At 71.4% G+C, this 12,511-nt stretch carries 11 protein-coding genes and 1 pseudogene; 7 read left to right on the forward strand and 5 right to left on the reverse strand.

What is annotated here, in order from left to right; genetic code table 11:
• Positions 1 to 2 precede the first annotated feature (2 nt).
• The 7 genes from ACFQ9V_RS04120 (at position 3) to ACFQ9V_RS04150 (ending at position 7,515) form a co-directional block, all read left to right on the forward strand.
• Positions 3 to 758, forward strand: coding sequence for a flagellar biosynthetic protein FliR (locus tag ACFQ9V_RS04120; protein ID WP_382457890.1), 756 nt, complete (start codon positions 3 to 5; stop codon positions 756 to 758).
• Complete coding sequence (locus ACFQ9V_RS04125; RefSeq protein WP_382457891.1) at positions 758 to 1,879, forward strand: flagellar biosynthesis protein FlhB; 1,122 nt, start codon at positions 758 to 760, stop codon at positions 1,877 to 1,879. The genes ACFQ9V_RS04120 and ACFQ9V_RS04125 overlap by 1 nt, the downstream gene beginning before the upstream one ends.
• Positions 1,876 to 3,921 (forward strand): flagellar biosynthesis protein FlhA, encoded by a 2,046-nt coding sequence (locus ACFQ9V_RS04130; protein WP_382457892.1) that lies wholly within the window; start codon positions 1,876 to 1,878, stop codon positions 3,919 to 3,921. The genes ACFQ9V_RS04125 and ACFQ9V_RS04130 overlap by 4 nt, the downstream gene beginning before the upstream one ends.
• Positions 3,896 to 4,678 carry a hypothetical protein gene (locus tag ACFQ9V_RS04135; protein ID WP_382457893.1) on the forward strand — a complete coding sequence of 261 codons (783 nt, stop codon included), beginning with the start codon at positions 3,896 to 3,898 and terminating at the stop codon, positions 4,676 to 4,678. The genes ACFQ9V_RS04130 and ACFQ9V_RS04135 overlap by 26 nt, the downstream gene beginning before the upstream one ends.
• 242 nt (positions 4,679 to 4,920) lie before the next feature.
• Positions 4,921 to 5,673, forward strand: coding sequence for an ABC transporter permease (locus tag ACFQ9V_RS04140; RefSeq protein ID WP_382457894.1), 753 nt, complete (start codon positions 4,921 to 4,923; stop codon positions 5,671 to 5,673).
• Positions 5,674 to 5,738: 65 nt separating this feature from the next.
• A complete protein-coding gene (gene csrA / locus ACFQ9V_RS04145) occupies positions 5,739 to 5,975 on the forward strand; it encodes a carbon storage regulator CsrA (protein WP_345838846.1) in 237 nt (78 codons plus the stop codon).
• Between the two features lie 214 nt (positions 5,976 to 6,189).
• Positions 6,190 to 7,515 carry a glycosyltransferase gene (locus tag ACFQ9V_RS04150; protein WP_382457895.1) on the forward strand — a complete coding sequence of 442 codons (1,326 nt, stop codon included), beginning with the start codon at positions 6,190 to 6,192 and terminating at the stop codon, positions 7,513 to 7,515.
• A 29-nt stretch (positions 7,516 to 7,544) separates the two neighbouring features.
• Here the strand turns inward: ACFQ9V_RS04150 and ACFQ9V_RS04155 are convergent, their stop codons facing one another.
• The 5 genes and pseudogenes from ACFQ9V_RS04155 to ACFQ9V_RS04175 form a co-directional block, all read right to left on the reverse strand.
• A complete protein-coding gene (locus ACFQ9V_RS04155) occupies positions 7,545 to 8,294 on the reverse strand; it encodes a formylglycine-generating enzyme family protein (protein ID WP_382457896.1) in 750 nt (249 codons plus the stop codon).
• A 30-nt stretch (positions 8,295 to 8,324) separates the two neighbouring features.
• Complete coding sequence (locus tag ACFQ9V_RS04160; protein ID WP_382457897.1) at positions 8,325 to 9,083, reverse strand: SDR family NAD(P)-dependent oxidoreductase; 759 nt, start codon at positions 9,081 to 9,083, stop codon at positions 8,325 to 8,327.
• Positions 9,074 to 10,282, reverse strand: coding sequence for an ATP-NAD kinase family protein (locus tag ACFQ9V_RS04165; protein ID WP_382457898.1), 1,209 nt, complete (start codon positions 10,280 to 10,282; stop codon positions 9,074 to 9,076). Before ACFQ9V_RS04165 ends, ACFQ9V_RS04160 begins: the two co-directional genes overlap by 10 nt.
• Positions 10,279 to 11,892, reverse strand: coding sequence for an aminomethyl-transferring glycine dehydrogenase subunit GcvPB (gene gcvPB, locus ACFQ9V_RS04170; RefSeq protein WP_382457899.1), 1,614 nt, complete (start codon positions 11,890 to 11,892; stop codon positions 10,279 to 10,281). The genes ACFQ9V_RS04165 and gcvPB overlap by 4 nt, the downstream gene beginning before the upstream one ends.
• Positions 11,889 to 12,511: pseudogene (locus ACFQ9V_RS04175) on the reverse strand (hypothetical protein); the annotation flags it as partial. The pseudogene ACFQ9V_RS04175 and the gene gcvPB, both read right to left, overlap by 4 nt.

Raw genomic sequence — 12,511 nt, forward strand, 5'->3', positions numbered from 1 at the left:
CGATGAACATCCCCATCGACCTGAGCACGATCGAGGCCACAGCGCTGGTCTCGGTGCGCATCCTGCTGTTCGTGCTGATCGCGCCGCCGTTCTCGTACCAGGCGTTCCCGCTGCAGATCAAAGGGATGCTCGCCGTCCTGCTCGGGATCGTCGTCGCGCCCCAGGCGGCGCAGCACTACGCCCCCGGCTCGACCGGCCAGTTCCTGCTCGACTTCGTCGCCGAGGCGACGACGGGCGCCGTCCTCGGCTTCCTCGTCTACCTCGTGTTCTCCGCGATCGAGTCCGCCGGGGGGATGCTGGACTTCTCCAGCGGCCTGCAGGCGGCGCAGCAGTACGACCCGGCCGCCGACATCAACGCCGCCCAGTTCTCCCGGCTCTTCCAGATGACCGCACTGGCGCTGCTGTTCGTCAGCGACGGCTACCAGCTCGTGCTCGGCGGCCTGGTCCGCTCGTTCACGGCGGTGCCGCTGACGATGTCGGTCGACTGGAGATCGATCACGCAGACCCTGTCCGGCTCGGTCACCCAGATGCTGCTCGCCGCGCTGCAGATCGCCGGCCCGATCATGGCCGTGCTCTTCGTCGCGAACGCCGCGCTCGGTCTGCTCTCCCGGGTCGCGCCCGCACTCAACGTGTACTCGCTCGGGCCGCCCGCGCTCGTCCTCCTCGCCGTCGTGCTGTGCGCGCTCGGGATCGTCGCCCTCCCGATGATCGTCCAGGCGCTCGCCGGGCAGGCCGTCCACGCGATGGGAGGCCCGTGATGTCCGCGCAGGAACGCACCGAGCAGGCCACGGAGAAGCACCTCAAGTCGGTGCGCTCGAAGGGACAGCTGCAGAAGGCCCGCGACCTCCCCGCGTGGCTCTCGGTCGGCGTCGCGACGGCGCTGATCCCGATGATCATCGCCAGCGCCCAGCAGGCGGCCGAGTCGCAGATCTTCGCGTTCCGCGACATCATCCGCGACCCGACGCCCGCGAGCGCGCTCGCGTCGCTGGGCACGGGTCTCCTCTCGGTGCTCGGCACGGTGTGGCCGCTGCTCGTCGTCGTCGCGCTCACAGTCATCGCCGCGACGGCCGCGCAGGGCGGCATCCACCTCAAGAAGCTCAAACCGCACTTCGAGCAGTTCGACCTGCTCAAGGGAATCCGCAACATGTTCGGCGCGCGCAGCGCGTGGGAGCTGGGCAAGACCCTCGGGAAGGCCGCCCTCGTCGGGATCGGCCTGTACGTGGTCATCCAGGGACTGATCCCGCTCGTCCTCCAGACCGGAGGGCTCTCCGTCCCCGCGCTCGTCGCGACCGCGCAGGGCGCGATGGGCTCCCTGCTCCAGCTCGCCATCGGCGGCGGCCTGCTCTTCGCGGCCATCGACCTCGTCGTGGTGCTGCGCCGCAACCGCACGGCGTCCCGGATGACCAAGCGCGAGGTCAAGGACGAGCACAAGAGCGCAGAGGGCGACCCGATGATCCGGGCGCAGCGCCGCAGCAGGCAGCTCGCGATGAGCCGCAACCGCATGATCGCCGCGGTCGCGGACTCCAGCGTCGTGCTGGTCAACCCGACGCATGTCGCCGTCGCGCTGAAGTACGAGCCGGGAGCGTCGGCGCCGAAAGTGGTCGCGAAGGGAGCGGATCTGATCGCGGCCCGGATCCGCGAGGAGGCCCTGGCGAAGGGTGTGCCGATGGTCTCCGACGTGCCCCTCGCCCGGGCCCTGCACGCCGCCTGCGACCTCGGTCAGGAGATCCCGGCCGAGTTCTTCACCCCGGTCGCCCATGTGCTTGCGTTCGTCATGGCGCTGAAGCGGCGCGGCGGATCGCTCACCGACATCCACACCCTGCCCGCAGCCACGCGGGCGCGCACTCCGATCGACAGCAGGAGGCTGGCCCACTCGTGAAGAACAAGAACCTGTCGCTCCTGGCCGTGCCGGTCGGCGTCGTCGGCATCGTGCTTCTGCTCGTCGTCTCGATCCCGGCCTGGCTGCTCGACGCGTTGATCGTGGTCAACATCGCCTTCGCCCTCGTCGTGCTGCTGACCACGATGTTCGCGCGCAAGCCGCTCGACTTCTCGGTCTTCCCCTCGCTGCTGCTCATCGCGACCCTCTTCCGGCTCGGGCTCAACGTCGCCTCCACCCGGCTCGTGCTCGGCCAGGGCTACGCCGGCCAGGTGATCGAGACGTTCGGCAACGTCGCGGTCGGCGGCAACATCATCATCGGCGCCGTCGTCTTCCTCATCCTCGTCGTCATCCAGTTCGTGGTCATCACGAAGGGCGCCGAGCGCGTCGCAGAGGTCGGCGCGCGGTTCACGCTCGACGCGATGCCCGGCAAGCAGATGGCGATCGACGCCGACCTCAACGCCGGCCTGATCACCAACGCCCAGGCCAGGGAGCGCCGGGCGGAGGTCGCGGCCGAGTCGGACTTCTACGGCGCGATGGACGGTGCCTCCAAGTTCGTCAAGGGCGACGCGATCGCGGGCATCCTCATCATCGTCATCAACGTGATCGGCGGCATCGGCATCGGGATGCTGCAGAACGGCATGCAGATCACCGACGCGCTGAACAAGTACACGCTGCTCACCATCGGCGACGGACTCACGGCGCAGATCCCCGCGCTGCTCATGGCGGTGTCCACCGGCATGATCGTCACGCGGTCCGGCGCGGACTCCGACATGGGCTCGCAGGCCGGCGCGCAGCTCGCGCAGTCCCGGGTCGCGCTGGCGATCGCCGCCGCCGCCTCGATCGCGCTCTCGCTGATCCCCGGCATGCCGATGATCCCGTTCCTCGTGGTCGGCGGCATCCTGATCTGGGCCGCGCAGCGCATCAAGGCGCGCGCGACCAAGGCCGCGGCCGAGGAGCGTGCGAAGGCGGTCGCGGCGAAGACCACGGGTGCGAGCGACACCACGGACGACCTGCTGGAGCACATGCGCGTGCACCCGCTGGAGATCCAGCTCGCCACCGACCTGATCGACATCGTCTCCGGAGGCTCGGACGATCTGCTCGGCCGGGTGCGCGCGCTGCGGCGCAAGCTGGCGATCGAGCTCGGCATCGTCGTCCCCCCGGTGCGCACGCGCGACAACGGCGAGCTGCCGTCCGCCACGTACTGCATCACGGTGGCCGGCGTGGAGGTCGGCCGCGGCCAGGCGCCGCGCGGCAAGGTGCTCGCGCTCGGCGACGACCTCACTGCGCTCGCCGGAGTGGACACGATCGAGCCGGTGTTCGGCCTCCCCGCCAAGTGGATCGCGGCCGAACTGCGCTACACCGCCGAGCTGTCCGGCGCGACGGTCATCGACCGCGTCTCCGTCGTCGTCACGCACCTCTCAGCGGCGGTCACCGCCAACGCCGCACGACTGCTGTCCCGCGAGGACGTCCGCGTGCTCACCGAGGGCGTGAAGCGGGTGAACCCCTCCGCTGTCGAGGAGCTCGTGCCCGCGCTGCTCAGCCTCGCGGAGGTGCAGCGCGTGCTCCAGGGGCTGCTCTCCGAGCGGGTGCCGATCAACGACCTCGCGCGCATCTACGAGGCGCTCACGCTGCGCGCGAAGGTCTCGCTCGAACCGGAGGGCCTGGTCGAGGCTGCCCGGCTGGCCCTCGGCGCCGCGCTCTCCAACCCGTACGTGGACGACGGCACCCTCCGCGTCATCACCCTCGAGCCGATGCTGGAGCAGGCGATGCTGGAGGGCCAGCGCCAGACCGAGTACGGCTCGCAGCTCGTCCTCGATCCCCCGGTGCTCGAGCAGGTCCTCACGGAAGTCCGCTCCGCCGCCACCGAGCACGAAGGCGCGGTGCTCGTCTGCGCGCCGCAGTTGCGCCCCGCCGTCCGCCGGCTCATCGCCGCGCAGGCGCCCGCCCTCCCCGTCCTGTCCTACAACGAGGCCACCACCTCCCCGGCGCCCATCGAAACGATCGGAGTAATTCGAATTGTCACCCCGACTCTGGCCTCATAACGCCTGGCGTCCGAAGAAGGACCTCCACGAGCTGGCGCCGTCCGACGTCATCGCCGGCCTGCTGGCCGACGCCGACGAGCAGGAGGTCCGCCTCCAGCACGCGAGCACCTCCTCGCAGTTCGAGGAGGTCATGGAGGAGATCATCGCCGAGACCGATCCTGAGGCGCTCGTCCCGACCCGGTACCTGCCCGTGCCGGTGGAGCCGACGACCATCGTCATCGACCCCGCGCCGGCCCTCTCCCCCGCTCCCGCCCGGCGTCCTGAGCGCTTCGAGGAACCGACCCGCCCGGCCCCCCGGCTGGCGACGAACCCCGGCGACCTCGTCTTCGTCTTCGGCCTCCGGGAGGACGCGCTGACCGTCGCGAAGGCGATGGCGCTGGCCACCCCGGTGATCGAGGTGGCCGTGGCCGGCACGGTCGGCCGCACAGGCGCACGTCACGTCGGCGGCCGCCGGGAGGCCCTGCAGGCGCGCGCGGACGGCGTGCGGCGCAACGGCTCGACGATCGTCGCGATCGGTGTCGGCGAAGCCCCCTCCGACGCGGCCCGTTACGCCGGCATCCTCCACGACGTGGTCCCCGACCAGGTCTGGATCGCCGTCGACGTCACCCGCAAGCCCGAGGACACCCGGGTCTGGGCGAACCTCGTGGCCGAGGCGGGCGGCGGCGTCGACGCCATCGCCGCGATCGGCGTCGCGCACACGACGACGCCGGACTCGACCTCCTTTTTGGGGGTACCGGTCGGGTGGAGCGACCGCTGAGTTTCTCCACCTGTGGATAACTCTGTTGAAAACGGGTGGAACAACTGCCCTCAGGTGTGGAGGACACGCCCGAGATTAGAGGGCTCTCAGATTGTCTTTCAGGATGATTCAGGCTCTGACCTGCATTTTCATCGAAACCATCGGGAATTCGAAGAGACCTTCGAAATTACATCTGCGTAATTCACATGGTGTGCAACCCTGTGGATGATCATGTGCGAAACGCCCCCGGATTAGGGTGGGACGTGCCCATTTTCGCCGAGCTCGCGCCGACCCTCCTCGGGGTCGCCGTGCTCGCGCTGCTGGCGACCGCCGTCCTGGCCGCGTACCGCGTGCCGCACCGCTGGGCCCCGACCCTCGCGATCCTCCGCGGGGCCGCCCAGCTCGCGATCATCAGCGTGGTCCTCACCGGCGTCATCACCGATCCGGTCTGGGTGGCGCTGGCCCTCCTGATCATGTTCGGGGTCGCGGCGGCGACTGCCACGCACCGCATCGGCTGGTCGGGGGAGCACGCGCTGATGATGGGGACGGCGATGCTCACCGGCGTGGTCGTCGTCTCCTTCTCCGTCGTCTTCCTCACCGGCGCGATCGAGTTCTCAGCCAGGTACGCGCTCGCCATCGGCGGCATCGTCATCGGCAACTCGATGAGCATCGCGACGCTCTCCGGCCGCCGGTTCACCGAGGCGGTCGACGACCACTGGGACGAAGTGGAGGGCTGGCTGTCGCTCGGCGCGACGCCGCGGCAGTCGACCCTGGAGCAGGCGAGGGGAGCGGTGTACTCGGCGCTGATCCCGTCCGTCGACCAGACGAAGACGACGGGACTGGTCACGCTCCCCGGCGCGTTCGTCGGCGCGATCTTCGGCGGGGTCTCGCCGCTGGAGGCCGGCCGGTTCCAGGTGGTCGTGCTCGCCGCGATCATGGCGGCCGGATCGATCACCGCGGTGATGGTCGCGGCCTGGCTCGCGCCGGTGCGGGTCCGCCCGGCCCGGCTGCGCTGACCGCGGGAATCGGGCGGGCCGATGGGGGAGTGGGCGAGGGGTCGACTGCCCGATAGGCTGGATCAATGCTGGTATTGACCCGGAAGGTCGGCGAGCGCGTGCTCATCGGGGACGACATCGTCGTCACGATCCTCGACGTCCGCGGCGACGGCGTGCGGGTCGGCATCGAGGCCCCGCGCGGCATCCGCATCCAGCGCGACGAAGTGGTCAAGGCCGTCACCGAGGCGAACCGGGAGGCGACCGCCCCGGCCGTCGGGCCGGACGATGCCGAGACGCTGATCAAGCGCTCGCTCGGGCTCTGACGCTTCTCGCGGCGACCCGCAGGTAGCGTCCGCCGCCTGCTGAGCTTTCACCCTTTCGCGCGCGTTCGCGATCCTCTTCGGGCCTGCCCGTGCCTGCGCGTTCACCCTTCAGAACCCGCTCGCCCTCTCGCGCCGGTTTTCGACGTTCGAATACCAAGCGATCCTACCCTGCAGTGTGAGATTGAAATACTCAGGGATTCAGAGTTCAACGATCATGAAGGGGGTCGCCGCGGCGATCTTCCTCGCGGTGAGCGCGGGACTCGGCTGGCTCTGGTGGAACGCGGGAGGGCCGGGCTGGTACGGGATCGCCGTCACCGCGCTGCTTGGGACCAAGCTCCTGCTGTCCTGGCTCCACCGCGCCGAGACCGTGCGGAACGCGGGGGAGCAGAGCATCCTCGACGGCCTCCGGGTCGGGGCCGCGATCCCGATGTACAACGAGGATCCGCAGATGCTGCGGGCGAGCCTGGCCTCGCTGCTGGCCCAGACGCGGCCGGTGCAGAGCGTCGTCGTCGTCGATGACGGCTCGCAGGACGGTGCCTCGCTGCAGGAGGCGCGGAGCTGGATCCCGTCGTTCGCCGAGCGCGGCATCGACCTGCGGGTGATCGAATTCGCTGTGAACCGAGGAAAGCGCGAGGGCCTGGTCGCGTGCCTCGACCTCCAGCCGGACGCCGACCTCCTGCTCTGCGTGGACTCCGACACCGTGCTGGATGAGCGCGCGGTCGAGAACGCGATCGTCCCGTTCGTGAACGAGCGGGTGAAGGTGGTGACCGGCCTCGTGCTCGCACTCAACTACCGAACGAACCTCCTGACGCGGCTGACGGACCTGCGCTATGCGAACGCGTTCCTGTACGAGCGTAGCGCGTACTCGACGCTGCGGTCCGTGCTCTGCGCCTGCGGTTCGCTGGCCGTCTACCGCACCGAGGTGATGCGCGCCTACCGGGAGGACTTCCTCACGCAGACCTTCCTCGGCGCTCGCGCCGTCTTCGGCGACGACCGCCGGCTCACCAACTACGGCCTGCTGGAGGGCGACGCCCTGCTGCAGCCCACCGCTGTGGCCTACACGGCGGTGCCGGAGCGGCTGGGCCACTACGCACGTCAGCAGATCCGCTGGAACAAGTCGTTCTTCCGCGAGTCCCTCTGGGTGCTGCGCTCGATGTCGCCGCGCAAGACGGCCTTCTGGCTCACCGCGGTCGAACTCCTCACCTGGCTGGTGTTCTCGATCGCGATCATGCTCGCGCTGGTGGTGGCGCCCCTCGTGCACGGCAGCGCGCCGTTCCTCACCTACCTGGCCCTCATCGCCCTTCTCGCCTACGCGCGCTCGATCAGGTACCTCGACATGCAGGGGACGGCGCGCAGCCTCCCGGTGCGGATCGGCGGCTTCGCGATGGCGCCGCTGTACGGGCTGCTGCACGTGTTCCTGCTGGTCTGGCTGCGGACGTTCGCACTGGTGACGTTGCGCCATGGCCGCTGGGGCACGCGGCGCGGGGTGGAAGTGACCATCCCCGAGGAGCACAGGGTGGACGGCGCCGCCGGCCGCTGAGTCTGCGCCGCCGAGTCAGTGCGGCGGAGTCAGCGCCGCGGAGTCCAGCCCGGCGGGAGCGGGAACTCCAGCGCCGCACGCTCGCGGTCGGCTTCGAGGGACCAGCCCTGCGCCGCGCCCTCCGCGTCGAAGCCGCCGCGCGCGACCCGGAAGCCGAGGTCCTCGTGCGTGGTGCGCGGCGAGCCGCCGCGCCGCACCGAGGCGCGCACGCTCCAGGCGTCGTCGGCGAAGCCGCCGCCGCGGAACACCCGGTAGTCGTCGTAGCGGGCCGGGTCGAGGTAGTCCCAGCACCACTCCCACACGTTCCCGAGCGTGTCGAACAGGCCGTTCAGGTTGGGCAGCCTCCCGCCCACGTCGTGCGGAGCGCTGAGGCCGTCGGCGCTCGTCCAGGCCACCTCGGCCAGCGGCCCGTAGTGCGGTCCGGTCGAGCCCGCGCGGCAGGCGTGCTCCCACTCGGCCTCGGTGGGGAGGCGGTAGCCGTCCGAGTCGACGTGCCAGGTGACGTCCTCGCCGTCGACGGAGTACGCCGGGTCGAGGCCCTCCCACTCGGACGCCGCGTTGCAGAACCGGATCGCGCGCAGCCAGCTCACCCCGGTCGCCGGCCGGCGCGGATGCGTCGCGGGCTCCCCGATGAGCTCGGCGACCTGCTCCTCCGTCACCGGGAACACCCCGATCTCGAACGACTCCAGCTCGACGGTCCAGCGCCGCTTCTGCCGGGCGTCGTGAAGCTGCACCGCGCCGGGCGGGATGTACGCCAGGTCGATGTCCGCGCCTTCCACATCCCCACCCTGGCACACGATGGCGGCGGGTTACGCGATCCCGCCGCCGTCCGCGACGAGCGCGGTGCCGGTCACGTAGGACGACTCGTCGCTCGCCAGCCAGACGACGGCCGCCGCGATCTCGGACGGCTCGCCCATCCGGCGCAGCGGGCGGTCCGCGGCCTCCGCCAGGAAGGAGCCGGCCTCCTGGCCGAGCTGGCGGGCCTCGTCGCGCAGCATCCCGGTGTTCACGTCGCCCGGGTTGATCGAGTTGACGCGGATGCCCTGCGGTCCGTGGTCGATCGCCAGCGCGCGGGTCATGTTGACGACCGCTCCCTTGGAGGCGCAGTACGAGATGGCCTGGCCGCCGCCCTTCAGCCCCCAGCCGCTGCCGGTGTTGATGATGGAGCCCTTCCCGGCCGCCGCCATGACGGGCACGATGTGCTTGCACATCAGGAAGACACCGCGCACGTTGACGCCGAAGACGCGGTCCCACTCCTCGACGGTGGTTTCGACCGCGGTGGTCCGGCGGATGATGCCCGCATTGTTGAAGGAGACGTCGACGCCGCCGAACGCCTCCACCACGGCGGCGACCACGCGCTCCACGTCGGCCTCGGCGGACACATCGGCGCCGAGTGCGATCGCCTCGCCGCCCGCGGCGCGGATCTCGGCGGCGACGGCCTCGGCAGCCTCCTGCTGCAGATCGACGACGGCGACGCGCGCGCCCTCCGCCGCGAAGGCGAGGGAGGTGGCGCGGCCGATGCCGCCTGCCCCTCCGGTGACGATGGCGGACTTGCCGGCTAGACGCATTCGGGTTCTCCTTCGATGGGGGCCGCTGACGCGGCACTGACAGGGTAGAGGCTCGCGGTGGCGGGCCCGGTGGTCACGCGGACGTGACCGGCCAGCCGCAGGTCGAGAGCCGGATCGCCGGTGTCGACCAGGAGCGGCCGGCCGGCGAGGTCGATGAGTTTCTGCTCGGTGGCGACCACGAGCAGGGGAGCGGCGCCCAGCGCGGCGATCACGCGCGCGGAGAGCTGCTGGTTGCCCCGGCCGAGCAGGAAGCCATGGCCACCGATGACGGTCACGACCGCCTGGGCACTGCGGCCGGCGACGGCGTCGTAGGCTTGCTGCTCGGTGATGTCCCGGGCGAGGAGGCGGCCGTCCTGGACGAGGTCGACGCCGAGCGGGGAGGTGTCGAGCCCGAGGACGCGGCCGAGCTCGGCGGTGGTGCCGCCGGGGCCGAGGAGGTAGCGGACGCCGGGGCGCATCAGGCCGGCGGCGCCCGCGGCGGCGCGGCGGACGGCCTCCCTGGCGCCCGCCGGGGTGGCGGCCTTGCGGGCCTGGGTGCGTCCGGCGGCGACCGGGACGGGGACCAGCGCGAACAGGCGCGGATCGGGGCGTCCGGCGCGCAGGAGGGCCTCGTCGAGGTCGAGCACCTCGGCCTCGGCGGTGGAGAGCGGGGAGCGGAGCCAGTCGGCGGCCAGGGCGCCGGCCGCGGCGGGGGAGACGGCGAAGCAGCCGGAGTACATCTTGACGCCCGCGGGGATGCCGAGGACGGGCGAGCCGGCCGGGAGGCCGCGCGCGACATCCCGGGCCGTGCCGTCCCCGCCGGCGAACAGGATGAGAGACGCGCCGGCGGCCCGCAGCGCCGCCGCCGCCCGGGCCGTGTCATCCCCATTCGTCCCGCCGAGGGGCACGTCGTTGTCACTTTTCGCCCCCGGAAGTGACAACAACGTGCCCTTCGCGGGGTGGTGGGGTGTGTATGCCACGCGGGGAATGAGGCCTGCGGCGCGTACGGCGTCCGCTCCCAGCGCGCCGGCGGCGGTGAGGATCTCGGCGCCGGGATGCGCGGCCGCGAGCACGCGGAGCGCTTCCAGGGCACGCTCGCCCGCGCGGGGCCGGCCGCCGCGGCGCAGCGCCTCCCGCTGCGCCGCGACGCCGTCGCTGCCGGCGAGCCCCGCTGGGCCGCCGACGCCGGCGACGGGGTTCACGATGAGACCGATCGTCACACGACCGCTGCTTCCAGCACGGGCGCCGAAGCCGTGACTCCCGAGCCGTCGCCGAAGTGCTTCCGCCGGTACGCCCGCCAGGTCACCGCCCAGCGCTCCGGGTCGTCCAGGTCGTCGTGGTGCGTGTGGTGCACGGTCTGGTTGTGCGGCGCGGTGCGGACGACCTCCGGGGTCTCCCGTGCCTCGCGTGCCACCTCGGCGAGCACGCGCGCGTACTCCTCCAGCTCGGCCTTCGAGTACGACTCGGTCGGCTCCAGCGTGAACGGCTGCGGCACGACGTACGGGTGGTGGCTCGTCCAGTAGTGCATCCCGAAGTCGCTCGCCCGGATGCCTATCTCCTCCGAGCTGATGCCGGTCTCCTCGAACAGCTCCTGCCAGGAGTAGCGCACCTGCTCGATGCGGCGGCGGCCGGTCGCGTACGGAGCGCTGGCTCCGGGGATGTCGAGGACCAGCTTCATCAGATAGTTGTTGTTGAGCACGGCAGTCTCCGCGACGGCCCGCAGGCCGGGAGCGCCGAGGGCGCGGAGCCACGCGTAGGTGCGCACGATGTTCGGGATGACGCCGTAGAAGGGCGCGACCGAGCCGATGGAGTGCGGCCGGTCCGCGTCGAGCACGTAGCGGTCGCCCACCTTCTCGACCACCGGGCCCGGCAGGAACGGCGCCAGCGCCTCCGACACCGCGTTGGCGCCGGAGCCGGGGCCGCCGCAGCCGTGCGGGGTGCCGAACGTCTTGTGCAGGTTGAAGTGGCACACGTCGAACCCGGCGTCGCGGGCGCGGGTGATGCCGAGGATGCCGTTGGCGTTCGCCTGGTCGTATGAGGCCAGCGCGCCGACCGAGTGCGCCAGCTCCACCCACTCGCGGATGCGCGGGTTGTAGATGCCGGTGTCCTCGGGATTGGTGACCATGATCGCGGCCGTGCGCTCGGAGAGGGCCGCGCGCAGCGCCTCAACGTCGGGGTAGCCGTCGGCGTCGGGGAAGATCGTGATGACCGTGTAGCCGGCCATCTTCGCGGCGGCGGCGTTGGACGGGTGCGAGAAGATGGTCGTGATCACCTCGTCCCGCTGCTCCGCCTCGCCGCGGGACGCGTGGTAGGCGCGGATCATCGAGATGTTCGCCCAGATCGCCTCCGACCCGCCGCTGGTCTGCAGCGAGACGCGGCTCATCCCGGAGATCTCCGCGAGCATCCGCTCGGTCCGCCAGACGATCTCCAGCACGCCCCGCGCCGTCTCCGGGTCCTGCAGCGGGTGGAGGTCGGTGAGGTCTGGCGTGCGGATGATCGCCTCGTTGACCTTCGGGGCGTACTTCATCGTGCAGGTGCCCTGACCTACGTCGACGTTGAGGTCGGCGCCGAGGTTCTCCTGGCTGAGCCGGAGGTAGTGCTTCAGCACGCGCATCTGGCCGAGCTCCGGCAGCGCGGGCGCGGAGGCGCGGCGCAGGGAGGCCGGCAACTCGGCGACCACGTCGCCGACGGCCGCGCGCACGGCGTCCTCGGTGCGCGACGGGATGACGCCGCGCTCGCCTGGCGCGTCCAGCTCGAAGACGATCGGCTCGTCCCAGCGCGCCTGGTGGAACCGGCGCAGTGCGGGCTTGGGGGCGACGGGGAGGCTCATCGGGCGTTCTCCTTCAGGGCGGCGCCGAACGCGGCGGCGAGGTCGTCGATGTCGGTCTGGGTGTTCTGCTCGGTGACGCATACCAGGAGGCGCATGTCATCCAGGGCGAGGCCCGGCTCGAAGCCGCGCGCGCGCAGCGCGGCCACGAGTTCCGGGGCGGTGAGGGAGGCAGCGCTCAGGTCGAGCACGAACTCCCGGAAGTGGACGGCGCCGTCGGCGGCGTGCACCCCGGGCACCGCGGTGAGTGCGGCGCGGGCATATGCCGTTCGGGACATGAGTGTGTCGCCGAGTTCGGCCATCCCCTGCGGACCCATCAGGGAGAGGTACACGCCGGCGGCGATGCCCCACAGCGCGGCTGCGGTGCCGACCCACTCCTTGCCCTCCTCGCGCACAGCGAACGAGGTGCGGTCGTAGGCGACGTCGCCGAAGCCGTACTCGCCGGGGACGTCGGTGGACTCCAGCCCGAACAGCCGTGACGGCATCTCCATCACGAAGCGGGTGTCGTGGCGGCCCGCGGGGAAACCCCCCGGGGCCCCCCCCCAACCCCGGGGGGGGCGCCGCGGCGGGGGTTTGGCGGGCGCCCTTAAACCCCCCGGGGGGGGGGGGGGGGCCCGCCCCC

It is taken from the genome of Leifsonia sp. NPDC056665 (assembly GCF_042791795.1).
Classification (GTDB): domain Bacteria; phylum Actinomycetota; class Actinomycetes; order Actinomycetales; family Microbacteriaceae; genus Leifsonia.

Excerpts from the sequence above, each read along its gene's own strand:
- ACFQ9V_RS04120 (WP_382457890.1), top strand. The coding sequence starts at position 3 with ATGAACATCCCCATCGACCTGAGCACGATCGAGGCCACAGCGCTGGTC.
- ACFQ9V_RS04125 (WP_382457891.1), top strand. The coding sequence starts at position 758 with ATGTCCGCGCAGGAACGCACCGAGCAGGCCACGGAGAAGCACCTCAAG.
- csrA (WP_345838846.1), top strand. The coding sequence starts at position 5,739 with ATGCTGGTATTGACCCGGAAGGTCGGCGAGCGCGTGCTCATCGGGGAC.
- ACFQ9V_RS04150 (WP_382457895.1), top strand. The coding sequence starts at position 6,190 with ATGAAGGGGGTCGCCGCGGCGATCTTCCTCGCGGTGAGCGCGGGACTC.
- ACFQ9V_RS04160 (WP_382457897.1), bottom strand. The coding sequence starts at position 9,083 with ATGCGTCTAGCCGGCAAGTCCGCCATCGTCACCGGAGGGGCAGGCGGC.
- gcvPB (WP_382457899.1), bottom strand. The coding sequence starts at position 11,892 with ATGAGCCTCCCCGTCGCCCCCAAGCCCGCACTGCGCCGGTTCCACCAG.